This is a genomic window from uncultured Sulfitobacter sp. (assembly GCF_947502895.1).
Lineage (GTDB): Bacteria > Pseudomonadota > Alphaproteobacteria > Rhodobacterales > Rhodobacteraceae > Sulfitobacter.
This window is the reverse complement of sequence record NZ_CANNBM010000008.1, coordinates 48,652-71,039: the sequence shown is the minus strand read 5'-3', so window position 1 is coordinate 71,039 and position 22,388 is coordinate 48,652. Positions and strand designations below refer to the sequence as shown.

Sequence of the window (22,388 nt, the reverse complement as noted above, 5' to 3'; positions counted from 1 at the left end):
TGGTCAATCCGGTGGCAAAGATGCTGCTATTTCTTCAGACGTTGCTTGTATTTCCGGTACAGACGCTGGTTCATCTCGATGAATTGTCCAAGGCCGCGCCCGAGCAGTCCGGCGGCGTTGTGGCGGAGATAAAAGTAGCCGGTCAAACTGGCAATTAGTCCCCCCAACGCGTCAACGATCAGATCACCCATCGTGTCGTCCAGACCTGATTTCTGCATGTTCAGCCCGAATGAGAGGTCCATAGAATATTCGAAAATCTCCCAGGTTGCGCCGACTGTCATGGCAACACAAAAACTTATGAATGCGATGGCAGAGGGGGGGGCCGCAAAGCGATCGCCCTCAAACAGCATGAACACGAACAGGAACCCCGTCAGGCCAAAACCGACAGCAGAAAGACCGTGCAGGGCGATGTCCCACCACCAAAGACGTTCGTAGAAATCGAATGCTTCACCCAAAAAGATGGAAGCAAAGAAAAACAGGGTTGTGAACAGCAAGAAAGGCAAAGGCAGTTTAAGGGACCAGCGCGCGGCAAGAAGAGGAGGCAAGAGGGACAAAGCAAGGGTTGCGAAACTAACAAAAGCCAAAGACCAGCGTGACAGCCCAAGCGCGATCACAGCAGTGCTCAGGAGCATTGCCCAGATTACCAGCATGATGGCACTGCTATCCTTGATCAGTTTCATTTCTGAGCTTCCGGTGTGGTATTAAAAACGAACATCACCGTTCCTATATAGACCCTATGCAAGAAACTCACATCCGAATTGCGAGCTATAACATTCGCAAAGCCCGTGGTCTTGACCAGAGGCGTAGACCAACGCGCATTTTGCAGGTGATCAATGGCCTGAATGCAGACATTGTGGTGCTGCAAGAGGCCGATAAACGAATGGGGGCGCGACCCGCGGCGCTGCCGCGGGGTATGATTGATGCCGAGACGGATTTCGAACTGGTCAACGTATCGCATAACAGTGTGAGTATTGGTTGGCATGGCAACGCAGTTTTGGTGCGTAAAGGTCTTGATGTGCGACATGTCGAGCCTTTGGTCTTGCCGGGGTTTGAGCCGCGCGGGGCAGTTAGGATGCAGGTCAATCTGGGGGCAGGGCTCACGGTGGTGGCAGCACATCTGGGTCTGCGCAGGTGCGACAGACAGGCGCAACTTGCAGCGATCAACAGCGCCACAGACGGGGATGTTCATTGCGTTATCGCTGGCGATTTCAATGAATGGTCCGCGACGAAAGGGTTCGAACCTTTGGCGGCACGGTTTGAGACGCACAGTCCGGGAAGGTCGTTCCACGCCCGCCGACCTATCGCGGCGCTTGACCGTTTTGCATTAACGCCGGGTGTCACGTTGCACGATGCCGGCGTTGATCAAAGCTCTTTGGCGCGGGTGGCATCGGACCATTTGCCAATCTGGTCCGACATTGAGGTGCCCGCTTCTACTTGCTAAAAAGCACGGGCAGTTTCTGGTCCCGCAACAAAGCGTAGGTTGTGGCACCCAGAACGAAATCATAGGCGCGGGAATGGCCAAAGGCCCCCGTCACGATCAGGCCAGCACCTTTTTCAAATGCAACATTTTGCAGTACATCTGCGATACCATCGCCCAGCGGATCACGGTGATCCAGCGTCACCTTAAGGCCATGTCGCGCGTACATTTCCACCATATCAATAGCATCGGAGTCTTTGAACGCATCCTGTGGACTTTTCCCAACACGAAGTACTGTCAGCGCTGCGCCATCATCCGCAAGGCCCAACATATCGTGCGCCGCGCGTGCCGCCTCTCGCGTGTCGCTCCAGCCCAGCAGGATGTTCGCGCCAATTTCGGGACCGTCGTAGTCTAGCGGCACCACAATCACAGGCCGCCCACTTTCGCGGATCACTTGGGTCTGTGCGTGTCGTTGATCATATCGATCGCTGTTTTTGTCCTCGTGCGCCATGATCACCAGATCCGCTGCGCGTGCGCTCTCAACCATACGCTCGCTGGCAGATTGCGCTTCAGCCCGAACCAATCGGAATTCACTCACAAACTCTTCTGGATTGGTGTGCTTTTCAAATACCGCCTTGATCTCCTCGGCCTCTTTTTTCTGGCTTTCGTTGAAAGACGTAAAGGCCGTATCCGGAATATGCATGGCGATACCTGGATAGACGACAAGCGCCTCAACGGTATGCAATCCGATAAGGTGCGCGCCGTGTTTGCGGGCTAAGGGGACAGCCACTTTGAGAAGGGTTTCGGCATGATCGGGGGTCGTCAAGCAAACCAGAATTGTTTTGGGGGCCATAAGGATGTTCCTTTCTTGCTGGTGAGGTGCGCAAAGGGCACCCGTTTGTCTCATCCTGAATAGCAGTGTCATTGCTTTCGAGATTGACTCTGATCAATCGAATGCACGGGGTTGGGCATAAATTAGCAGGCAACTGAAGTTCTCATAGAGAGGCCAATGATGTTTGTACGTCCCAAACTCCTCGCCGTGATCCGCGGCGAAATCGCTGAGGACTTATCTGTCATGGCGTTCTCGGCGCGAACCGAAAGCAGTTCTAAGACTCTCGGCAACGCGCGCCTGCTGGGAAATTCGGTTACAGTTGAAGGACCAGTTGCAGGTGCGCTTGCAGTGACAGGCCGTGACGTGATCCTGAACTCAAAGATCGAAGGCGACGTGCGCATTCTGGCGCAAACCCTGTCGTTTGGGCCGGAGGCCGAAATAGACGGCACGCTGATCTACAGCACTAAGGACAAGATCAAAGTACCAACGCACGTGGCATCGGAGGACCGCGTGACATTTGAAAAAGTCTCGAACGGGCGTGTCTATGAAGAGTGGCAAAGGGTGGGCAAGGACATGGCTACCCTGCCCACCATCGCATCGATTTTGATATGAAACCAATTGAAGACTGATCTCAAAAAAGGAGCAACACCATGACTACACAAGGTTTGGAAGTGATCGACCACAGCGTTCACCTGACCCATGAGTGGATTAACGAATTGGCAGGTCGGCTCGACTGGACTTCAAAGCGTAGTGCATTGCGGCTCATGCGGGTCACATTGCACCGTATCCGAGATCACCTGCTGGTCGACGAGTTGGCGCAAATGTCAGCACAATTGCCAGTGATGATCCGCGGGTTCTTTTTTGAAGGCTGGGTGCCCAAGGACACTCCAATCAAGGAACGACATGAAGAGGAATTCATTACCTTTGTCGGCCACCAGATGGCTGACACCTCAGAGTATCGTGGCCGCGATGATATCAAATGCGTGTTTGATCTGCTGAATGCGCGCTTAAGCAGGGGCGAGGTAGAGGACATTCGTGCGAGCTTGCCTCAAGATCTTCGCGATATGTGGTCTGCGCCTTGAAACGTTAAAAGCCACGCAAATCTTTGCGTGGCTTTTCATGTACGTCGGGGAGTGGCGCACAATTCAGGCGTTATCGCCCTCAGCAAGGCTAAGCAGCGCGGTGGGGCGTTGGATGATGATCGTGTGGATATTGTCGATGGCAATGATCTGGCTTTTGCGCAATTGGGTGAAGGTCCGGCTAATGGTTTCGGTGGTCAAGCCCAGAAAATCAGCAATATCTGAGCGGCTCATGGGTAGATTGATCTGGCGGTAAGCCCCCAAATCCTCGCCGACACGCTCGGCCAAAACACACAGAAAAGAGGCGAGTTTTTCAGTAGCCGATTTGCGCCCGAGCATCATGAAATGATCCTGCATCCCGCTGATTTCTCGCAGGGCTGCTTGCAACAAGGCGGAATGCAGCTTGGGATCACCGTCACCATTCTCAAGATGGGTCCGGCGGAACGGTTGCAAGCGTACGTCTGTCAATGCCTCGCAATCAGTGTGGTGCAGATCGGCGGCGGGGAATCCTACAATATCGCCAGGATAACCGAATGCGATGACCTGTCGGCGGCCATCCGCCAGCAATCGCGTCAGGCGCAGCACGCCGCTGGTGACTTGGTACAGCCACTCGACCTCGTCCCCTTCAAAATAGAGATAAGCACCTGATTTTAGGCGCGCTTCTGCGGATTTGGGGGATGTGCTTGCAAGCGGTGGGGTGGAAATTTCGGCGGAGCATTCGTTGGGGATTGTGACGTACATGTAGGCAGACCTCCATTTGATTTGAGATCACCTTGCACGGCAGATGTAATCGGCGTTATCGTGAGACGTCAGAAAATTGTATCGTTTTGTATCGGGCAATACGCTGATGTCGCTATCGCACATATATATGCTTCATCGTGCAATTGTCTTGGTGCACCGGAAAGAGGCTACCCTTGAGAGATCAGACGATCCTTATTGTTGAAGATGATCCGAAGATCAGAAGCCTTTTGCGCAATGTGCTTGAGGACGAGGGTGCGCGCGTCCTTGAAGCAGAAACGGCAGCTCAAGTGATACAAGCTGTCTTGAATTCGAAATTGGACTTGATGACACTGGATATCCATTTGGGCGCAGACAACGGCGTGGACGTTGCGCGCCAAGTCCGAACCGTGTCGCAAGTGCCTATTATCATGGTGACAGGCAAGGATGACGTAATCGACAAGGTGGTTGGTCTTGAGGTCGGGGCGGATGACTACATCACCAAACCTTTTCACGTGCGTGAGGTCATTGCACGTATACGAAGTGTGCTGCGCCGCACTGGAACTGCTTCCGCAACCACGCAAACGGCCACTGACGCTAGTTCTGAGAGCGCGACAGTACATTTCAGCTTCGATGGTATGACCGCTTTCCCTGACCAGCTTGAGCTTATCGACCGAGATAACACTGCCTGCGATCTGACCAGCGGTGATTTTAAGCTGTTGTCTGTCTTTTTGAGTAGCCCAAAGCGCGTCTTGTCACGCGATCAACTGATGGACATGACAGGCGGCGTTGAGTGGAGCCCGCTGGACCGGACCATTGACAATCAGGTCGCGCGGTTGCGCAAGAAGATCGAGCGAGATCCGTCACATCCGAAGTTGATTAAGACGGTGCGCGGGATTGGGTATACTTTTGCCTGTGAGGTGAAGACGGTTCAATCATCCGGATCATCCGTTAAAAGCGCTTGAAGCCGCCCAGCCAGTTCCGATTGCCGGTAGGGTTTGTGCAATATGTCGAAGGGCATGTCATGCGCCATCGAGCCGGTAATCACATCACTGGCATATCCTGAAGTCAGCAAGATTTTGAGTGCGGGAAATTCATCTGAAACCTTTTGGGCTAGATCATAGCCATTTAATCGCCCCGGCATGACAAGATCAGAGAATACCAGATCCACCTGCGCGCCCGCCTTTAGCATGGCATATGCTTGATCTCCACTTTCCGCCTCCAATGTCGCAAACCCAAGATCGGAAATGCGCTCAATCGATAGTTTGCGCACGCGGTCGTTGTCCTCGACAATCAAGATCGTTTCGCCATTGCCGCATGGGATGGCTTTTTTTGCTGTCAAAGTTTGGCTGATGCCATCCAATGCGTCCTCTTGTTCCACGGCTGGAAAATACAAACCAAAGCTCGTCCCAAGGCCCAGCTCGCTATAAAGTGTCACATGGCCGCCAGACTGACGGACAAAACCGTATACCATGGCTAACCCAAGCCCTGTCCCGCCGCTGTCAGCCTTAGTTGTAAAAAAAGGCTCGAACGCTCGGCGCTGCGCCTCAAGGCTCATGCCTGCGCCGTCATCACTTACTGACAGCCTGACATAATCGCCCGGTTCAATATCGGTTTCCTGCGCCATATAGCTGTCATCAATCGTGACATTGGCAATAGAGACCAGAAGCTCACCACCTGCACCCATCGCGTCGCGCGCGTTCAGCGCAAGGTTCATCAGCGCGGATTGGAGTTGAACGGGGTCGATCATCACCGGATCTAGTTCAGCTTCGAAATCAGTCTTGATCCGGTAGGTCGCCCCGATTGTCCGTTTCAATAGCGTAAGGGTATTTGCACAAACCTCGCGTAAGTCCGAACGCACTGGTTTGAGGTTGCTGCGCCGCGCAAAGACCATAAGCCGCGTTGTCAAATCCGCGCCCATTTCTGCAGACTCAAGTGCGTCCTTGATGAAAGGAAGTTGGCGTTTGTCTGCCCCACGCATCTCAAGTAGTTCCAGATTGCCTACGATAACTGTCAGCAGATTGTTAAAATCATGGGCAATGCCACCAGTCATCTTGCCGATTGCATCAAGACGCTGTGACCGCGCTAATGCTTCTTCAGTTGCCTTGCGATGTGTCAGATCATGAAGGATGGCGATAAAGATGCGTTTCCCCTCGACTTGGCTGTGCCCCACAGACAGATGCAGCGGAAAAATCGACCCGTCTTTCCGCTGCCCCTCTACGTCGCGGCCAATGTCGATGATCCGCTTTTCCCCTGTCTTGATATGATGAGACATAAAGCCGTCATGCAGGGCGGCCAACGCCTTTGGCATCAATATGTTGACGCTTTGCCCCAGCATTTCGGCCACATCAAATTGAAACAAGCGGGCAGCAGCGGCATTCGTGCGCAAGATCTGTCCCTTTTCATCAGAGACAACCACCGCATCCACCGCTGCATCCATGATCGCGTGCAAAATGGCGCTGTCAGTTGCGGTGTCGACCATAGCAAATATCCTCTTTGATCTGAGCCTGCCAAATGCTGCACGTCGGGCGCAAGTCCGAATTGATATGCATCAACGTCCAATGGTTCTGCTCTGGCACATCTTAGCGGACGGGAGGCAAGGAGACATCAGTGAAACCAATCGTAACATGGGTTGTCTTGGCCAATGCGCGCGCCGCTCGCGTGTACGCGCATCTTGGGTCTGGAAATGGTCTTACAGCAATAAGTGACCAAAGCTGGCAAACGCGGGAAGTAACCATGCCCCGCGACAAGCCTGGCGTCGGGCACAGTATTTGCGGGCCTGGAGCGTTGGCTGTGAAACAAATACTGCCAAAGGAATTGGTAGATGATCGCTTTGCCAAAGATGTGGTGGCTGATCTGTCGGTTGCACGCCTTAACAATAGATTTGATCGCCTGATCCTGATCTGTGGCCCGTATATGTTGAGATTGCTTCGCGCAAACCTTGATGCCCACCTGATCGCCACTTTGTTGGGTGAAATTCCCAAGGATCTTTCAACCCAGTCGTTGAGCAACATTGAAACCCACCTTGGCGAGTTAATCGCCGTTTAGCCCCCCGTATGACGGGGTATTGAGAGGAATTGACAAATGTTCAGACAAATCATCGTTGGCCTAGATGGGTCGGAAAAAGCCAAGAACGCCGCTCGGATCGCATTTGACCTTGGCAAGCATTACTCAGGAACGGTTACACTGGTTCATGCACCGCATGCCGAAACCGCTGCCTTTGTTGTGGGCGCGGTATCGGGCTATCACGCGGCGATTACAAAACCTTCATTTGACGAAATCGAAAGGGCCGGACAGCGCGTTCTCGATGATGCGTTGATTATTGCCGCCGGAATGTTCTTCGAAGATGTCAAAACACATATGCCACATGGCGATGCCGCAACTGAACTGCTGTTGCATGCGGATGAAATCGGTGCCGACTTGATCATCACAGGGCGCCGCGGTTTGAGCGCTGTATCGAGTCTGGTTCTGGGCAGCACAACGCAACGGATCAATCACATGGCAAAATGCGCCTGTCTGTCAGTGGTTTAAATCAGTCGAACTGATGCGCTGACATCCAAAAAAATAGGATAAGAACGAGCTGGTCAGATTTTTCTTTTCTGGCCAGCCTTTTTCGTGGTTTCACGCGCTTGCTTACCCTCGTTTAGGCAGGCTGTCAGATCAGAGAGAGTGATTACTCCTTCCAGATGATGATCCGACACGACCATAAACTTGCGGTGTCCAGTTTGCCTGATCCTGTCCATCAGATCAGGTACGAGTGTATCGGGGGATACCATGACTGCGTCGTGCAGGCCGACAAACACATCACCCACCCGGGTGCTGGCCCAGTTTTCGCGGTCAATTCCAGAGAGAAGGGACTGGTCCATGTGGCCCAGTAGAACATGCTCTTCGGTAACCGGCACAAAGCTGACACTGTAGCGCAGCATGATCTGATTAACAAAAGTCGCCAAGGTTATGTCGGGACCGACGGTAATAGGATCAGGGGTCATCAATGAGCGCACGGTTTGCCCTTCAAACACTGTTTTCGACAGCTGAGCGGTGTAAGAAGCGCGCGCCGCCATGAGAACGAAGCCGCCGATCATCACTTGCCATAGGCCCGCGATAACCGCGCCCCCAAAAAGCGCGGTCACCCCAAGGGCCATCAGGAAATACGCAAAGAAGGTGCCTGACCGTGCAGCTGTGCGTGTTGCCGCCAGCACGTCACCAGAGCGATGCCACAGATAGGCACGCAGCACACGTCCACCATCAAGTGGGAAGGCAGGCACCATGTTGAAGAGCGCCAACACCAGATTTATCAACGCCAGATAGGAAAGAACTGAAGGTATTGCAGGGGCGATGGCGATGAGGGTGCCAGCCCCCGCAAGGCCCCAAAATCCAAGCGCAAGAACAAGTGACATAAGTGGACCTGCAATTGCGATCCACAGCTCGGCAAGCCCCGATTTTGGCTCGGCTTCAAGTTCAGCTACACCGCCAAACAGAAAAAGGGTGATGGATTTAATCGGGACTCCCAGATGCCGCGCGACAACCGAATGGGCCAGTTCATGCAGCAATAGTGATGTGAAAAGCCCCAGCATCGCGATAACTGCCATCGCAAGGTATGCCTCCGAAGACAGACCCGGCAGGGCATCTGGAAAGAAATTCTGTGACAGGCTCCATGTAACGAGGGCCGCGATGATCAGCCAACTTGGATCAACCTTGATGTCGAACTGATTGATGGTGAGGACTTTTACAGAGTTCGCGAACATGGTTTGGTTCATCCTTTTGGTGATCTTAGCACGCAGTACGACCATCAAATTGACTTTGCTCAAACCCGCTCAACCGGGATGGAACAAGCCGCCAACCCCATACGCTAGGAGTGCTGCAAAACCACCAATCAGAAGGGTTTCTCCGCCTGACCGCCACCATTTGGACAAAGACCAGCGGCTTTTGCCTGCCCCGATCAGGAAAAACGTCAGAAGTGTTGCATAGACGGACAGGGCAAAGGGATTGGGCAGGCCAAAAACGAACGGGATCAGGGGGACAGAACCTGCCATCAAAAAGGCCACAAACGTAGAGATTGCCGCGCGAACGGGACTTGGATCGTCACGGCTCAGCCCGTATTCATCCGTCAGCATAAGGTCGATCCAGTTCTGTTTGCTGCTCGCGATCTCATTTGTTGCCTGTTCTAGAACGGGCCCCGACAGACCGCGCAGCGCAAGAATTTGCCGCAACTCTTCGCGCTCACCAGCCGGGTGGTCCGCTATATGACGTTCTTCGATTTGAATGATGCGCTTGCGGTCATCAAGCTCGGCCTTTGTGCCCGAATAGTTACTGGCAGCCATAGAGAACCCGTCAGCCAGTATATTTGCCAGTCCGAGCGCTACGATAATGCTATGCGACAGCCCAGCCCCTTCGACACCTGCAACGATAGCAAATGTCGTTACGGCGCCGTCAATACCCCCATAAATCATGTCTTTAAGAGGGCTGTATTTCTGGCCCTTGGTCAGGCGATGCGTGATTTCCTGTGGGCTGTGTCCGTGCTCAATGCTCATTGGCCGATCATGCGGGACAATTTCATCTTTCGATTGAGCAAAATCAAAAGAGAGGTGAGGATTTTCGCTAACCCTAAGTAATGCAAATGCCTGCAACAACGCTCATTCAAAGTCTGATGGTTTTTTCGGGATGTGCTGCATGTGTCTGGATTGCGGGCGCGCGACTTGCGTATCTGGCCGATGCTCTTGCAGATCGGTTCAAACTGGCGAAATCACTGGTCGGGCTCGTGCTGCTATCGCTTGCCACGTCTTTGCCCGAAGTCGCCACGACCCTCACTGCTGCCATGCAGCAATCGCGTGATCTTGTGTTGAATAACCTTTTTGGGGGCATCGCATTGCAAACAGCGATCCTCGCCATGGCGGACTTTTGGGCACGTGGCCCGATCACTAATTACCCGCGAAAGGCCAACCACGCGCTTGAAGCGACCTTACTGGTCCTTCTGCTTTCGGTTGCTCTGATTATCACCAATCTGGGCGAAACCTTTGTGGTTGAGAGTGTGGGTATCGGCAGCGTCGCGATCGCAGTCATCTATTGTGGCGCGATCTGGCTGTTGCGTCGATATAATCACAGCAACGATTGGATGCCAGTCGATCTGCCAGACCCGGACCCGCTGGCTTTTCCCGCTCCAACAGGGCTGAGTGACACGGCTGATGTATCGCTCATCTTGCAGGCTGTTGTCGCATGTGTTGCCATTCTTTTCTTTGGTATTTTGCTTGTCATTTTCGCGGAACGGATTGCCGATCAGTCAGGATTGGGTGCTGGATTTGTTGGTGTGACCCTTCTGGCTGCGGCGACGTCCTTGCCAGAGCTTTCTACCAGTATCGCTGCCGTGCGGATTGGGGCCTATACCATGGCCATCTCCAACATCTTCGGTAGTAATCTGATCATGCTGGTACTGGTGTTTCCAGCTGATATTCTGTTTCGCGCAGGGCCGATCCTGCAAGATACATCGCGCACAGTTAGTCTGGCATTAGCGTTTGGGCTCGTGGTAACGGCAATTTATCTCACCGGGCTGATCGTGCGTCGCAAGCCTCGGCTTGGTGAATTTGGACTGGACTCCGTACTGGTCATGTTGACCTTCCTAGGCAGCCTAGTGGCTTACTACTTTGCGCGGTAGTAACCCAATACGCACAGCTTTGAGGATCTCGGGTACGATGAGGATCGGCAGAGCGAAGGCTCCGATCATCAGCCATTCATCTGGGCCCATGGGCACCGTGTGCAATAGAGTTTGGAGCGGCGACCAATATACAGCCAAAACCTGTGCGCCCAAGGTGATGCCTAATGCAGCGAGTAAGAATGGATTGCTGAACCATCCAATACGCCATCCAGGCAGGCGCAGCGACCGAAACGCAAAGACGCTGACCTTTTCAAAAACCACCATAGCAGTAAATGCTGTGGTGCGGGCCAGATCGACACCTAGGTCCATGAGGTGAAAGAAGATCCACAGGCTTGAGAGCCCAGTGTAACTTCCCAGCAGAATGATGGTAGCAATCCCGCTGACCCCCAGGATGGGCGTGTTTTTATCGCGTGGGCGCTGTTGCATCTGATCAGGTTCAGATTTCTCCAGGCCCAGAGCGACTGCAGTCACTCCATCCGTTACAAGGTTCATCCAGAGGATTTGCGTCGCGAGAAACACCAAAGGGCCCCCAATGGCGATGTTGATTACCAGCGCAATGACTTCGCCCGCGTTTGAGGACAGTAGGTACCGCACAAACTTTTGCACATTCGCGAACTGCCGCCGTCCCTCGCCAATCGCCCGCACGATAGTGGCAAAGTTATCGTCGAGCAGCACCAGATCAGAGGCATCGCGGGCCACGTCCGTTCCCCTGATCCCCATCGAGATACCAATGTCGGCTTGTTTCAGGGCAGGGGCGTCGTTCACGCCGTCACCTGTCATAGCGACAAGCTGATCCTGCGCTTGTAAGGCTGAGACGATGCGCATTTTTTGTTCAGGTTTAGTGCGCGCAAAGAGAACATCGCCGCGGAGCAAGTCACTTAGTTGGGCCTCGTCAAGGCCATCCAACTCTGCGCCAGTCAGATGTTGCTCGATGTTTAGATCAAGCTGCTCTCCGATGGCCTTGGCTGTTATCGGGCTGTCGCCGGTGATCATCACAACACGAATGCCGGCAGACTGCGCCATAGCGATGGCCCCACGGACCTCTTCGCGCGGCGGATCAATCAGACCAACCAGACCCAGAAACGTCATACTTTCCTCAACGATCCGGTTGTCCGAAACCGTGCGCTGCGCAAAGCCCATCACGCGCAAACCATGCTCGGCAAGCTGGCGGTAGGCGTCTTCGATGCTGGTGCGGTCAGCCTCGCTTAGGGACCGTGGGCCAGATTGCGCCATCACCTGGGTACAAATTTCTAAAACCTTTTCGGGTGCGCCCTTGGTCAGAATTTCGGTAGTTTCGCCTGATTGATACAATACAGACATACGCTTGCGCGAACTGCTAAAGGGAAACTCCGCAAGCAAGTTGCGCTCTTCGGGCAGGTTGCACCACCCCTTATAACCCAGCGTGATCAGAGCCCCTTCGGTCGGCGCGCCGACCATGTGCCAAACCTCGCCGTCATGGTTCAGATGCGCGTGGCTACAATAAAGCCCTGTCTTCAACAGCACGGCCAGCACCGGATCATCCGCCGCCCGAATGCGTGTGCCATCAAATGCAATATGGCCCGCCGGATCGTAACCTGTGCCAGTTACCTCATAGCGGCGCTCCAGCGTCCAAACCTTTGTCGCAGTCATCTTGTTTTCGGTCAGAGTGCCCGTTTTGTCGGTGCAAATGACGGAAGCCGCCCCCAGTGTCTCAACCGCCTGCAAACGTCTGGCGAGCGCGTTCTGACGCACCATTGCGGTCGCCCCTAACGCCAACGTGATTGTCACCACTGCGGGCAAACCTTCGGGGACCATCGCAACAGCCAAAGACAAGCCAGTCATTACCATCTCGGTCAAATCGCGCCCCAACCAGATGCCAAGGCCCGCAACCCCACCAGCGACCAAAAGTGCTGCGATCCCAAGCTGACGGGCCAGATGCCCCAGCTTGTTTTGCAGATTGGTGGTTTTTGTCCCAACTGATCCAGTCAGATGAGCGATCTTGCCGAATTCTGTGGCACCACCTGTTTGTGTCACCTGTGCCTCTGCCCTCCCTGCTGTAACCGAGGTACCTGCGAACACAGCCAAACTGCTTTCAGCGTTTTTTGCCACTGGAACGGATTCGCCCGTTAGCACGCTTTCATCCACGGACAGATCAGCTGCGCGCAAGACGCTGGCGTCTGCCGCGATCTTCGTCCCCGGTGTGAGGATTAGAATGTCACCCGGCACAATGTCTCTGGCGGCGATGACCTGTTCGCGACCCGCCCGCAAAACCAGAGCTTGCGGTGAAAGCATCTCACGTAGCGCGCCCAACGCTGTTTCGGCTTTCCATTCTTGCACAAAGCCTAATCCTGCGTTCAGCAGAACAACCAAGCCGATCGTAAGCGCATCAATCCGTTCTCCAAGCGCAAGGGCAACAGCCGCTGCAATGATCAGGATCAATACAAGAAAGCTAGTGAACTGCCGGAGCAGCACGCGCAAAGGGCCAGTCTGTTTCACCGCAGGCAGCTCGTTCCAGCCATGCACATTCCGGGCCGTCAGCACCTCGGCTTCAGTCAGGCCCGTTTGAAGCTTTGTATCAGCCATTGTGTACCTTTCGCGCGTCAAATTCTACGCAGGTATCGGCCAGAAAGTTCACGGCTGGTTGAGCCATATCAAAAGCTACGGTTCTGACGGGCGTAGAATTTCTACATGTCAACACACATCGGAGGATCAGACATGGCTGACAAGTCATCTACTCAGGACAAGACAACAACCGCAGCGGATGCGCCTTTCAATGCGATGACGCAGCTTCAGGAAGCCGGATTGGGCAGCATGATGGGCATGGGCACAGCATGGGTTGAAGCCATCAGCGATATGAGCGCAGAGGTGGCCAGTTTTGTCGCCGAGCGTATCAAGGAAGACGTAAAAACCCAGCATGAAGTCCTGCATTGCAATAATTCCACTGATCTACAGCATATTCAGGCCCAGTTCATCCAGAAGGCGATGAATCAGTATCGGGCCGAAACCGGCAAGCTTGTTGAGATGGGGACGAAGGCTTTTGGGACCAAGCAAGACTGATCGCTTTATCTATCCAAAGACGTAGCGACCGGGTGCGGCTCCCAAAATTTCTCTTGGGGCCGTAGGTTTCATTGGGACGCTACTGTTCTGTCGCAACCAATCTGCCCAATGCGGCCACCATGATCCGTCCTGCGGGACATGATTGTCATACCATTCGGGGGCCGTAACATGGGCATCCCCTTCTAATTTATGTCCTGCGCGAAAGTGCCGTCCTTTGTGACCCGGCTCTGACAATATCCCGCCGTTGTGACCACCGCTGATTAATACAAAGGTCACGTCCGTATCCGTCAACAGTGCAAGCCGGTAGACGGATGTCCAAGGCGAAACGTGGTCTGACTCTGTCGCGACGCAATAGATACCGCCGCGAACGTCGCTAAGCGCCACTGCCTTGCCATCCACTTTGAACCGTCCCTTCGCCAGATCGTTCTTTAGAAACAACTGTCGCAGATATTGCGTGTGCATGCGTGCGGGCATCCGTGTCGCATCTGCATTCCAAGCCATTAAAGGGTTGTCGGGGGTACGCTCGCCCAGCAGATAATGGCGTATCACCCGGCTCCAGATCAGATCGTTCGAGCGCAAGAGCTGGAATGCACCGGCCATTTGATCTGCTTTCAGATACCCGCGCGTTGCCATGATGTCCTCAAGGAATGCGACCTGACTTTCATTGATAAACAGGCCCAGCTCACCCGGTTCCGAAAAGTCCACCTGAGCGGCAAGCAAACTGATACTGGCAAGGCTTTCATCGCTGTCACGCGCGAGCGCTGCGGCGACGATCGACAAGAGCGTGCCGCCCAGACAATATCCTGCTGCATGCAGGCGCTGATGCCCCATCTCCTTGATATGCGCAATGGCGGCGCGCACACCAAGGTCTATGTAGTCTTGTATTGAAAGGTCTGCATCCGCCTCAACGGGGTTCTTCCAGGACAGGATAAACACCTCAAACCCTTGATCCCGCAGATACGCAACGAGAGACCGTTGCGCCGTCAGGTCCAGAATATAGAACTTCATAATCCATGCAGGCACAATCAGAATTGGTTCGGGATGGACCTTAGCCGTCGTAGGGCGGTAACGGATGAGCTCGACCAGATCATTGCGCATCACCACGTCGCCGGGGGTCGTGGCAAGGTCTGTGCCAACAACATATTTGCCCGAAGTACGGGGCTGTTTTGTCAAAAGTCGGTTGAAGTCTTCTAACCAATACTGAGTGCCCCTGAGCAGGTTTTGCCCGGCTTCCTGCTGTGTGCGCCTCAGCACGAATGGGTTAGTCGCAGCGAAGTTCGCGGGTGAGAGCATATCAAGCCACTGACGTGCAACAAAGTTGATGATGTTTGCATGTTTCGGTTCGACACCGTGCACGTTAGTTGTCGCGACATCCCACCAGTTTTGTGCAACCAGAAATCCTTGGGACAACACGTTATAGGGAAAGGGATCCCAAGCCGGATTGTCAAATCGCGGATCGCTTTGATCTGTCGGTGCGGCGCTATCCAACGCCCGTTTCATAAGCTCGGCCTGCTTTTCTGGTGAGCCGATCAGGTGCAGCCACCAGTCTATATAAGCTGTTGCAAGCGCTGCAGGCGAAAGCCCACCCGTCAATTGACCCAACGCCGCGTGCCATTGCGCGTCAAGACCGGGCGGCGGGGGTTGATCTTTGCTCATAGTTGCGACCGCTCGACCAGAGAAACCCCGGCGGCGATGTCATCGCTGGGGTGGGTGACAACCTGTTCAGCGGCTTCCAATCCACTCAGGACTTCAACCATCCGGTCATTGCGCCGCCCAAGTTTCACCGCGCGCTTTTCCGCCAATCCTTCGACTGCCACGAACACAGCCCATTCCGTATCCTGTCGGAACACGGCACTCGAAGGCACTTGAAGCGTACTTTCCGCGCGCCATTCTATTATGCGCAGAAACACGGAAAACCCGTCGCCCAGATTAGGCCGTTTGTCGGCGGGGGTGGTCAGCAGAAAATAAGCATTCACCCGCTGTTCTTCGATCCCAAGTGCCGACACTTTTGTGCGTGCTTTGGGATCAATGCGGTCAAGTTTCGCTTCCAGAATGCCTGGCCCGCCCCACCGCTCCACATACGCAGTTGCACCAAGGCTAAGCCGCACCGCATCGTTTGACAGGATGTCTGCAACGAGTTCAAGCTTACCCGGATCGCCGATACTGACCAACGGCGCGCCAATGGAAACAGGCCGCTCGCTGGTCGCCGCCACTGACAGGACAACGCCGTTACTGGGTGCTTTGATCTGAACGCAGCAGCCCTCAGTCGAAGCTTCTGACGTTTTGGGTATCAGCAACGTTGCGCGGGCGCGCTCAATCGCACCATCGGCCATTTCGATACGCGCCTGCGCCGCCTCGATCGTCGCATCGGCGACTGCAAGGCGCTGCGTATCATCTTCCATTCGTGTGATTGACGCGACACCGCGTGTCACCAACGCCTGCGTCCGCTCAAATTGCGATTTCGCAAATCGCGCGGTTTCTTCGGCCTGTTTCAGATCGGCTTGCGCCACATGGCGGGCGGCCTGCGCCTCTTGCAAAGCGGCTTCAGCCTGAAGCTGAGACCGCGCGTCCAGTAACCCCGATGACGCGGGCTGCACGATGGCCACAACCGTCTGGCCCGCGCGTACCAGATCGCCTTCGGACACGGGCGAGCGCAACGCAGTTCCGGAAATGGGCGATGCGACCTCGAACAGATCGCGCACCTGGCTTTGTCCATCTGCGTTAATCGTCACTTCCATCGGACCTTGGGTGACTGTCGCCAGATCAACCGGCACCGGGTCCGTGCGAAAGCTAACATAAGAAAGCCCTGCTACAAGCGTGACGCCGATACCAATAAGGATAAGGGTACGGGTGGAAAAGGACATGAGGTCACTCCCTTGTTTTCATAACGGACACCAGATCGAGGCGGTCGAGCCGCCGGCGCACGATCATCACAGAGACGAAGGCGGCCGTGAGCACCACAAGACTGGCAAGCGTGAAGGTTGCGGGTTTCAGGACCAGCGGGATGGCATAGATGTCGCTGGTAAAATTATTGGTCATCAGACGGGCAATCCACGCGCCGATGAGCCAGCCAATCGGCTGCGCGATAAGAGCAATCAGCATCATCTCACCCATCAGGATATAGGATACCTCGCCGCGTCCAAACCCGAGGATGCGCAGGCTGGCAAGTTCGCGCGCGCGTTCTGAAAGTTGAATGCGTGCGGCGTTATAGGTGACGCCCACAGTGATCAAAACAGCAACGATGATGTAGATAGAGTTCATCACAACGATGTTTTCCTCAATTGTATCCTGAAACGATTGGCGGTTCTCATTCATCTCGACAATGCCAGTGATATTGGGTGTTTCTTTGATCGCGGCATGCAGTGCATCAGATTGGCTTTCATCAAGCGTGACATTCACGGTTGAGACGCGCGGGGCCTGCCGGAACATCGCGTTCATGGTCTCAAAGTCCATGTAGGCACCCAAACCAAAATGCAGTTCAACAAGGGCGGTCACGGGTACAGTGAATGTCTCGCGCCTGCCGCTCAGGAACGAGATTTCAATGTTGTCATCTGCCTTCACGCCCAAATGCCCAGCCAGCCGTTCAGACAACACGATCCCGCCTGGTGGCACATCCAGCAAGTGGCCATCTGCGTCCAAAACACGGCTCAGATCATTGCCGGGACGGCGGGATTCCACTGCTGCGCGCTTGGTCAGATGCCCATGGCGCAAGATCGCTGCGTGAAACCGCTGACTTTCGGCTTGGAGAACACCGGGCAGATTGCGCACGTCTTCGAGAGCGGCTTCGGGCACGTCTTGAGCAAACAGTAACATCGCGTCTTGACGGTTGGTTTGGTAAAACGCCAGATCGACGATCTCGTCCAATGCGTCATTGATAAAGGTTGCAGCGATCACGGATGCCACGGCGAGGGCCAGTCCCAGTGATGTCAGAAAGCTACGCACTGGCCAGCGTAGAAGTGAGCGCAAGATCATCACTGTGGATTGTGCCAGACGCATGCGCGGCATTGCCTCATCAATGAAAGAGCGTTTGAAACGTGGCGGGGCAGGGGGCTGCATTGCAATTGCGGGCGCAATTCTTGCGGCTTTGAGGGCTGCTTGAGCGGCGCCTAGGCTTGTGGTTGCAAGTCCGGCCAGACCTGCGGCGGCATAAACCCAATAGGACACGCGAAAAATCACATAAGGAAAGTTGAAGAATTCGGCATATTGCTTGGCTGTGCTTTGCGCGAGCATCGTACCTGCAATCCAGCCGACACCGACGCCGACGATGGCAATCAGTCCGGCAAGCATCAGGTAATGCAGGCAAATCTCTGTGTTCGAATACCCAATCGCTTTCAGTAGGCCAATCTCACTGCGTTCCAAAGCGATGATCCGACCCATCACCATGCTGACCAGAAAGGCCGAGATGCCAAAGAAGATCGGCGGCAGGATCGCGGCCATGCCTTTGAGCTGGTTGATTTCAGCCTCAAGGAAAGCATCGGATTGATGTGTCGTGCGGTCGTATGCGCCCAGCCCGCCAAAGGGCGCTAACAGGGTATCAAGCGCATCAATGACTGGCGCTGCCTGCATCCCCGCCGCCAACGAAAGCGAGATGTTGTTGAAGGCACCCGTCATGTTATAGGCGGCAGCCGCAGCGCGCTCAGACATCCAGATGATACCAAATGCAGCATTGTCAGGCATCAAAGCACCCGGGCCGATGGTGTAGACAAACTCGGGCGACAGGACGGTGCCCACAATGATGAGGTCACGCTTTTGCCCCCGCAGATTGGCGCTGAACCTATCACCTTCACTAAAGCCGTTTGCTTGGGCAAAGGGCGCATTTACTACGACTTCGTTGGTGCTGAGCGGATCGGGAAACCGACCGGTAACGAGAAGAGGGACGTTCAGAACGGGGTCAGAGGTTTCAGGGTAAGACAGGACATGGCCCACGGCGGCGCGTGTTCGACCGGGGATATCAAGGATTGCATCACCTGATATTCGCGCCTCGACACCGAGTACGCCGTCAATTTGAGAAATCTCGGAGAGCAACGATAGAGGCGCACGTGTTGTGATGGCAAAGACGTCCGCAAAGCGATTGCGTTCATAATAGGCGGTGCGCGTCTGCGACATAGCATTGTACATGCCTACGGACGTCAGCAGGATGGCGACACCACACGCCAGCACCAATGCAATTGCCACCGCCTGAATCCACAGTCGCCTAAAGTCGCGCAGTAATTTGCGGTCAATCGCTTGCATATGGTTCACCACACAATCTCGCAGGGCGCGATCCGTTTGTCGTTCACGCGCACTTCGCTGATTTTGCCGTCTTGAAAAAAGATGACCCTATGCGCCATCCGCTGAATCTCGGCGTTATGGGTGATAACAACTGTGGTGGTGCCGAACCGCTCGTTGATGTCACGCAGCACCTCGAGCACCTGCACACCCGTTGTGCTGTCCAATGCGCCCGTGGGTTCATCACACAGCAAAATCTGTGGGCGTTTGGCAATGGCGCGCGCAATTGCAACGCGCTGCTGCTCACCCCCAGACATCTCAGACGGGAAGTGATCCATCCGCTTGCCCAGACCGACCAGTTCAAGAGCCTCCTCGGCGGGCATCGGATTGGGTGCCACATCGGTGACCAGCTGTACGTTTTCGCGCGCGGTCAGGCTGGGGACTAGGTTATAGAATTGAAAGACAAAGCCTACATGATCGCGGCGGTACTTGGTCAAGCCACGTTCTGACATGTCGGTCAATTCCGTCTCTTCAAACCAGACGCGCCCATCAGTGGCATGATCCAGACCGCCCAGAATATTCAGCAGTGTTGACTTCCCGCTGCCCGAAGGGCCAAGCAAGACAGTGAGCTCACTTTTGTAGAGCTCCAGATCAACGCCGTCCAACGCATGAACTTTTACGTCGCCGGTCTCGTAGATTTTTGTCACCGCGCGGGTTCTGAAAATGACGTCTGCCAAAACATGCTCCTGTTAGAGAGCCTTTTATGCCACCCGTAAACAGGACCATTGATCCATCTCAATCTGCCACTAGGGAGTACATTCCATCTTGTGTACGACAAGACACAAGATCGCTCTAAGGATACCACTGATGCCAGTTGCCAATATGAATGCCAGCACCTTTCAAATGACAGATGCGCACTGGAACTTGCTTCGCAAGTCAGGAGAGCGACACAAGTATGACTACGGCCATGCAGTCATAATATCGGGACCCGCAGGCCAAGGCGGAGCTGCACGATTGGCTGCCCGTGGCGCATTGCGTATTGGTGCCGGCCTTGTCAGCGTTGTTTGTCAATCTGGCGCAATCGCGGAACATGCGGCCCAACTGAATGCCATTATGGTGAAACCCTTCGCGACAGCGGACGCATTGCCGCAGCGATTGGCTGACATAAAGACAGGCGCAATTTGTATCGGACCTAACCTTGGTTTGGATCAGACAGCGCAGAAAATTCTGGCCCATTGCTTGTCTATGTCATTGCCCATGTGTCTTGATGCTGATGCAATCTCGCTGATGGCAGATATCACGCTTGACTTGCCTGCCGTATCTAACGCCCAAAGCGTTTTGACTCCGCATGCAGGCGAGTTGCGGCGCTACATTCCTGAGTTCATCGACACAACCAACAGCCGCACAGCGTTGGCCCAGTATGCAGCGGAAAAAGCGGGATGTGTTGTGCTGTTCAAGGGTCCTCAGACAGTTGTCGCGGCCCCTGACGGTCGAGCCGCCATTGTATCATCAAGTGACCGACACGATACAGGCTGGCTTGCAACAGCGGGATCAGGCGATGTTCTAGCTGGGTTCGTGACGGGTCTTCTCGCCAGGGGTCTTGACGCTTTCGACGCCGCAACAATCGCTACTGAACTGCACTTTTGCTGTGCAGACCAATTTGGGTCGGGACTGATTGCTGAGGACATCCCCGAAATGCTTCCAAGGGTCTTGCGCCGCTGACATTTGGCAATGGTGCAAAGGCCGGCTTCAAGACCGTACACTCAATGCCTCGGGCTCCTTTAGCTCGGGAAGAAACCTTGCAATTATCAGGTCCTCTTCCTCCGAACCCTCTGCGGAATTCGGTAAGAACCCGGTGGCGACAAGGGGGCGGCCCAAGTCAGATACCGCTGTTTCGAAGGCCTTTTCAGGCGAGGATTGCCCACCTGATGTCAGGAACAATGAAACGGCCTGAGGCAGATCACCCTCCGACCGCAGAATTTCGCGCAGCGGCACTGCAGGAAAGGATGTCCAAACTGGCCCGACAAGAATGACATGCCCAAAGCCGTCGAATGAAGCATTCTGTTGTGACCTAAGCGCGGATTTTTGCCGCAAGCTGTCGTAGCCTGCTCGCATGTATCCCAGAATGGGCCCGGCATAAGCTGGGTTGATTATTTCTATCTGTTCAGCATGTAATTCGGCTGCCAATTTGGTGGCCAGATGCTTCGAATGTCCCGATCTGGAAAAGTAGGCGATGCAAATATCAGTTGGCGTCTTGGGCATTTGAATACCTCCACGGCAGGGTTGCGAAAGATTTGGCACAAAACAACTGCTGCCCGTTGACAAAGATCAATGGGCTTGGGCCGTCGCAAAGTTAGAAATCCCGTAACAAGGATAAAACGATGCTCAAAGAACTTACATGGCGACATAAATTCTCTGGTCTTGCTGGTCTTTCAGAAACTGTCTCTGATTTACTCGATCAACGTGCATTGCCAGTTATGTTGAACGAAGGTGCGGCGATCTTTGGACCGGGCAATCCGGCAGAGAACCTGTTCCTATTGGTGTCGGGCACAGTGCGCGTGCAACAGCTTTCTGAAACTGGCCGCGAGATCGTGCTTTACCGTGTTCATGCTGGGGAAAGCTGTGTGCTGACAACCGCGTGCTTGCTGGCATTTGAGGATTATTCCGCCGAAGGTATCGCCGAAACGGATGTAGAGGCGATCCTGATCCCCCGCGATACCTTTGATGAATTGATGTCGGTGTCGAAAGAGTTTCGCGCCTTTGTCTTTGAAGCATACTCAAAACGGATCACCGATCTTTTTATGGTAATCGAGGAGATTGCTTTCAAACGGATGGATATTCGCGTCGCCCAAAAGCTGCTCGAATTGCAAGACGCCCGGAGCGTATTGCACATGACCCATCAACAGATGGCGGTGGAACTAGGCACGGCGCGCGAAGTGATTTCGCGACAATTAAAAGAATTTGAGCGGCGCGGGTGGTTGAGCCTGAGCCGCGGGACGATCGAGCTGCGTGATGCGGGTGCCATTGGGCGTTTGGCGGCCAACCCCTAGAAAACGAGAGACATGTGGCAAAATCTCAGACTGCTCTGTCGATCCGAACTTATTCCAACCAAAGAAACCCAAGAGAGGATACTATCATGACTGCCAACCTCGGAAACCCCGACCGCCTTTTCAGAGCAATACTTGGCTTGGCGCTGATCTTTCTGCCACTCCTGAACATCCCCGCAATTTGGTCAAGCGCTACACTGGCATATGGTAGCATGGCCGTCGGCATTGTCTTGGTTCTCACGGCCCTTTTTCGGTTTTGCCCACTCTACCGGATTGTCGGGATCTCAACTTGTAAGCTCTGAGCCTTGGCTACCTCTTTCACACCATTTGCCTACGTCATTGGGGGCATCTTGATTGGTCTAGCTGCTGTTTGCCTGATGCTCTTGCGGGGGCGCATTCTGGC

General features: G+C 54.4%; 23 protein-coding genes. 11 read left to right on the top strand and 12 right to left on the bottom strand.

The window, feature by feature from the left end:
- Positions 1–26: 26 nt before the first annotated feature.
- The gene (locus Q0903_RS18710) at positions 27–680 is read right to left on the bottom strand and encodes a hypothetical protein (RefSeq protein ID WP_299031501.1); all 654 of its coding nucleotides are present in this window, start codon (positions 678–680) and stop codon (positions 27–29) included.
- A 56-nt stretch (positions 681–736) separates the two neighbouring features.
- On the opposite strand from Q0903_RS18710, the gene Q0903_RS18705 reads away from it, so the two are divergent.
- Entirely contained in the window at positions 737–1,441 is a 705-nt protein-coding gene (locus tag Q0903_RS18705; RefSeq protein ID WP_299417791.1) for an endonuclease/exonuclease/phosphatase family protein, read from the top strand.
- Here Q0903_RS18705 and Q0903_RS18700 read toward each other — a convergent pair.
- Positions 1,431–2,270, bottom strand: a complete 840-nt coding sequence (locus tag Q0903_RS18700; RefSeq protein ID WP_299031507.1) for a universal stress protein — start codon at positions 2,268–2,270, stop codon at positions 1,431–1,433. The two genes, Q0903_RS18705 and Q0903_RS18700, sit on opposite strands and share 11 nt — an antisense overlap.
- A gap of 156 nt (positions 2,271–2,426) precedes the next feature.
- Here Q0903_RS18700 and Q0903_RS18695 point away from each other — a divergent pair, with 156 nt between their 5' ends.
- A complete protein-coding gene (locus Q0903_RS18695) occupies positions 2,427–2,861 on the top strand; it encodes a hypothetical protein (RefSeq protein ID WP_299417789.1) in 435 nt (144 codons plus the stop codon).
- A 38-nt stretch (positions 2,862–2,899) separates the two neighbouring features.
- The gene (locus Q0903_RS18690) at positions 2,900–3,331 is read left to right on the top strand and encodes a DUF2267 domain-containing protein (protein ID WP_299417787.1); all 432 of its coding nucleotides are present in this window, start codon (positions 2,900–2,902) and stop codon (positions 3,329–3,331) included.
- A gap of 63 nt (positions 3,332–3,394) precedes the next feature.
- Here the strand turns inward: Q0903_RS18690 and Q0903_RS18685 are convergent, their stop codons facing one another.
- Positions 3,395–4,069 (bottom strand): helix-turn-helix domain-containing protein, encoded by a 675-nt coding sequence (locus Q0903_RS18685; protein ID WP_299417785.1) that lies wholly within the window; start codon positions 4,067–4,069, stop codon positions 3,395–3,397.
- Positions 4,070–4,242: 173 nt separating this feature from the next.
- Here Q0903_RS18685 and Q0903_RS18680 point away from each other — a divergent pair, with 173 nt between their 5' ends.
- Entirely contained in the window at positions 4,243–5,010 is a 768-nt protein-coding gene (locus tag Q0903_RS18680; protein WP_299417783.1) for a response regulator, read from the top strand.
- On the opposite strand, the gene Q0903_RS18675 is transcribed toward Q0903_RS18680, so the two are convergent.
- A complete protein-coding gene (locus Q0903_RS18675; protein ID WP_299417781.1) occupies positions 4,977–6,527 on the bottom strand; it encodes a PAS domain S-box protein in 1,551 nt (516 codons plus the stop codon). The genes Q0903_RS18680 and Q0903_RS18675 overlap by 34 nt on opposite strands.
- Before the next feature lie 128 nt (positions 6,528–6,655).
- Between Q0903_RS18675 and Q0903_RS18670 the strand changes: the two genes are divergently transcribed.
- Both Q0903_RS18670 and Q0903_RS18665 read left to right on the top strand, forming a co-directional pair.
- Entirely contained in the window at positions 6,656–7,093 is a 438-nt protein-coding gene (locus Q0903_RS18670) for a host attachment protein (protein WP_299417779.1), read from the top strand.
- Positions 7,094–7,129: 36 nt separating this feature from the next.
- Positions 7,130–7,576: a universal stress protein gene (locus Q0903_RS18665; RefSeq protein ID WP_299417777.1), complete on the top strand. Its 447-nt coding sequence runs from the start codon at positions 7,130–7,132 to the stop codon at positions 7,574–7,576.
- Between the two features lie 53 nt (positions 7,577–7,629).
- Here Q0903_RS18665 and Q0903_RS18660 read toward each other — a convergent pair whose 3' ends face one another.
- Together Q0903_RS18660 and Q0903_RS18655 are read right to left on the bottom strand one after the other, a co-directional pair.
- On the bottom strand, positions 7,630–8,790 hold the full coding sequence (locus Q0903_RS18660; protein WP_299417775.1) for a site-2 protease family protein: 1,161 nt from the start codon (positions 8,788–8,790) through the stop codon (positions 7,630–7,632).
- Positions 8,791–8,859: 69 nt separating this feature from the next.
- Positions 8,860–9,576, bottom strand: a complete 717-nt coding sequence (locus Q0903_RS18655) for a VIT1/CCC1 transporter family protein (RefSeq protein WP_299031532.1) — start codon at positions 9,574–9,576, stop codon at positions 8,860–8,862.
- An 86-nt stretch (positions 9,577–9,662) separates the two neighbouring features.
- Here Q0903_RS18655 and Q0903_RS18650 point away from each other — a divergent pair, with 86 nt between their 5' ends.
- Positions 9,663–10,694 carry a hypothetical protein gene (locus tag Q0903_RS18650; RefSeq protein WP_299417773.1) on the top strand — a complete coding sequence of 344 codons (1,032 nt, stop codon included), beginning with the start codon at positions 9,663–9,665 and terminating at the stop codon, positions 10,692–10,694.
- Here Q0903_RS18650 and Q0903_RS18645 read toward each other — a convergent pair.
- On the bottom strand, positions 10,668–13,256 hold the full coding sequence (locus tag Q0903_RS18645) for a cation-transporting P-type ATPase (RefSeq protein WP_299417771.1): 2,589 nt from the start codon (positions 13,254–13,256) through the stop codon (positions 10,668–10,670). The two genes, Q0903_RS18650 and Q0903_RS18645, sit on opposite strands and share 27 nt — an antisense overlap.
- Positions 13,257–13,388: 132 nt before the next feature.
- On the opposite strand from Q0903_RS18645, the gene Q0903_RS18640 reads away from it, so the two are divergent.
- Positions 13,389–13,730, top strand: coding sequence for a phasin family protein (locus Q0903_RS18640; RefSeq protein WP_299417769.1), 342 nt, complete (start codon positions 13,389–13,391; stop codon positions 13,728–13,730).
- 9 nt (positions 13,731–13,739) lie between these two features.
- Here the strand turns inward: Q0903_RS18640 and Q0903_RS18635 are convergent, their stop codons facing one another.
- The 4 genes from Q0903_RS18635 to Q0903_RS18620 are packed head-to-tail and all read right to left on the bottom strand — an operon-like array spanning position 13,740 to position 19,675.
- The gene (locus tag Q0903_RS18635; RefSeq protein WP_299417767.1) at positions 13,740–15,386 is read right to left on the bottom strand and encodes an alpha/beta fold hydrolase; all 1,647 of its coding nucleotides are present in this window, start codon (positions 15,384–15,386) and stop codon (positions 13,740–13,742) included.
- Positions 15,383–16,594 (bottom strand): HlyD family efflux transporter periplasmic adaptor subunit, encoded by a 1,212-nt coding sequence (locus Q0903_RS18630; protein WP_299417765.1) that lies wholly within the window; start codon positions 16,592–16,594, stop codon positions 15,383–15,385. Before Q0903_RS18630 ends, Q0903_RS18635 begins: the two co-directional genes overlap by 4 nt.
- Before the next feature lie 4 nt (positions 16,595–16,598).
- The gene (locus Q0903_RS18625) at positions 16,599–18,962 is read right to left on the bottom strand and encodes an FtsX-like permease family protein (protein ID WP_299417807.1); all 2,364 of its coding nucleotides are present in this window, start codon (positions 18,960–18,962) and stop codon (positions 16,599–16,601) included.
- A gap of 5 nt (positions 18,963–18,967) precedes the next feature.
- On the bottom strand, positions 18,968–19,675 hold the full coding sequence (locus Q0903_RS18620) for an ABC transporter ATP-binding protein (protein WP_299417763.1): 708 nt from the start codon (positions 19,673–19,675) through the stop codon (positions 18,968–18,970).
- Positions 19,676–19,805: 130 nt separating this feature from the next.
- Here Q0903_RS18620 and Q0903_RS18615 point away from each other — a divergent pair, with 130 nt between their 5' ends.
- Positions 19,806–20,660 (top strand): NAD(P)H-hydrate dehydratase, encoded by an 855-nt coding sequence (locus Q0903_RS18615; protein ID WP_299417762.1) that lies wholly within the window; start codon positions 19,806–19,808, stop codon positions 20,658–20,660.
- A gap of 27 nt (positions 20,661–20,687) precedes the next feature.
- Here Q0903_RS18615 and Q0903_RS18610 read toward each other — a convergent pair whose 3' ends face one another.
- The gene (locus Q0903_RS18610; RefSeq protein ID WP_299417761.1) at positions 20,688–21,200 is read right to left on the bottom strand and encodes a hypothetical protein; all 513 of its coding nucleotides are present in this window, start codon (positions 21,198–21,200) and stop codon (positions 20,688–20,690) included.
- A 119-nt stretch (positions 21,201–21,319) separates the two neighbouring features.
- Between Q0903_RS18610 and Q0903_RS18605 the strand changes: the two genes are divergently transcribed.
- Together Q0903_RS18605 and Q0903_RS18600 are read left to right on the top strand one after the other, a co-directional pair.
- A complete protein-coding gene (locus tag Q0903_RS18605; protein ID WP_299417760.1) occupies positions 21,320–21,988 on the top strand; it encodes a Crp/Fnr family transcriptional regulator in 669 nt (222 codons plus the stop codon).
- Positions 21,989–22,074: 86 nt separating this feature from the next.
- Positions 22,075–22,287, top strand: a complete 213-nt coding sequence (locus Q0903_RS18600) for a DUF2892 domain-containing protein (protein ID WP_299417759.1) — start codon at positions 22,075–22,077, stop codon at positions 22,285–22,287.
- Positions 22,288–22,388: the final 101 nt, after the last annotated feature.

Bases quoted from the DNA above. Each gene is read 5' to 3' on its own strand.
- Q0903_RS18710 (WP_299031501.1), bottom strand. From the start codon at position 680: ATGAAACTGATCAAGGATAGCAGTGCCATCATGCTGGTAATCTGGGCA.
- Q0903_RS18705 (WP_299417791.1), top strand. From the start codon at position 737: ATGCAAGAAACTCACATCCGAATTGCGAGCTATAACATTCGCAAAGCC.
- Q0903_RS18700 (WP_299031507.1), bottom strand. From the start codon at position 2,270: ATGGCCCCCAAAACAATTCTGGTTTGCTTGACGACCCCCGATCATGCC.
- Q0903_RS18695 (WP_299417789.1), top strand. From the start codon at position 2,427: ATGATGTTTGTACGTCCCAAACTCCTCGCCGTGATCCGCGGCGAAATC.
- Q0903_RS18690 (WP_299417787.1), top strand. From the start codon at position 2,900: ATGACTACACAAGGTTTGGAAGTGATCGACCACAGCGTTCACCTGACC.
- Q0903_RS18685 (WP_299417785.1), bottom strand. From the start codon at position 4,069: ATGTACGTCACAATCCCCAACGAATGCTCCGCCGAAATTTCCACCCCA.
- Q0903_RS18675 (WP_299417781.1), bottom strand. From the start codon at position 6,527: ATGGTCGACACCGCAACTGACAGCGCCATTTTGCACGCGATCATGGAT.
- Q0903_RS18665 (WP_299417777.1), top strand. From the start codon at position 7,130: ATGTTCAGACAAATCATCGTTGGCCTAGATGGGTCGGAAAAAGCCAAG.
- Q0903_RS18660 (WP_299417775.1), bottom strand. From the start codon at position 8,790: ATGTTCGCGAACTCTGTAAAAGTCCTCACCATCAATCAGTTCGACATC.
- Q0903_RS18655 (WP_299031532.1), bottom strand. From the start codon at position 9,576: ATGAGCATTGAGCACGGACACAGCCCACAGGAAATCACGCATCGCCTG.
- Q0903_RS18650 (WP_299417773.1), top strand. From the start codon at position 9,663: ATGCCTGCAACAACGCTCATTCAAAGTCTGATGGTTTTTTCGGGATGT.
- Q0903_RS18645 (WP_299417771.1), bottom strand. From the start codon at position 13,256: ATGGCTGATACAAAGCTTCAAACGGGCCTGACTGAAGCCGAGGTGCTG.
- Q0903_RS18640 (WP_299417769.1), top strand. From the start codon at position 13,389: ATGGCTGACAAGTCATCTACTCAGGACAAGACAACAACCGCAGCGGAT.
- Q0903_RS18635 (WP_299417767.1), bottom strand. From the start codon at position 15,386: ATGAGCAAAGATCAACCCCCGCCGCCCGGTCTTGACGCGCAATGGCAC.
- Q0903_RS18630 (WP_299417765.1), bottom strand. From the start codon at position 16,594: ATGTCCTTTTCCACCCGTACCCTTATCCTTATTGGTATCGGCGTCACG.
- Q0903_RS18625 (WP_299417807.1), bottom strand. From the start codon at position 18,962: ATGCAAGCGATTGACCGCAAATTACTGCGCGACTTTAGGCGACTGTGG.
- Q0903_RS18615 (WP_299417762.1), top strand. From the start codon at position 19,806: ATGCCAGTTGCCAATATGAATGCCAGCACCTTTCAAATGACAGATGCG.
- Q0903_RS18610 (WP_299417761.1), bottom strand. From the start codon at position 21,200: ATGCCCAAGACGCCAACTGATATTTGCATCGCCTACTTTTCCAGATCG.
- Q0903_RS18605 (WP_299417760.1), top strand. From the start codon at position 21,320: ATGCTCAAAGAACTTACATGGCGACATAAATTCTCTGGTCTTGCTGGT.
- Q0903_RS18600 (WP_299417759.1), top strand. From the start codon at position 22,075: ATGACTGCCAACCTCGGAAACCCCGACCGCCTTTTCAGAGCAATACTT.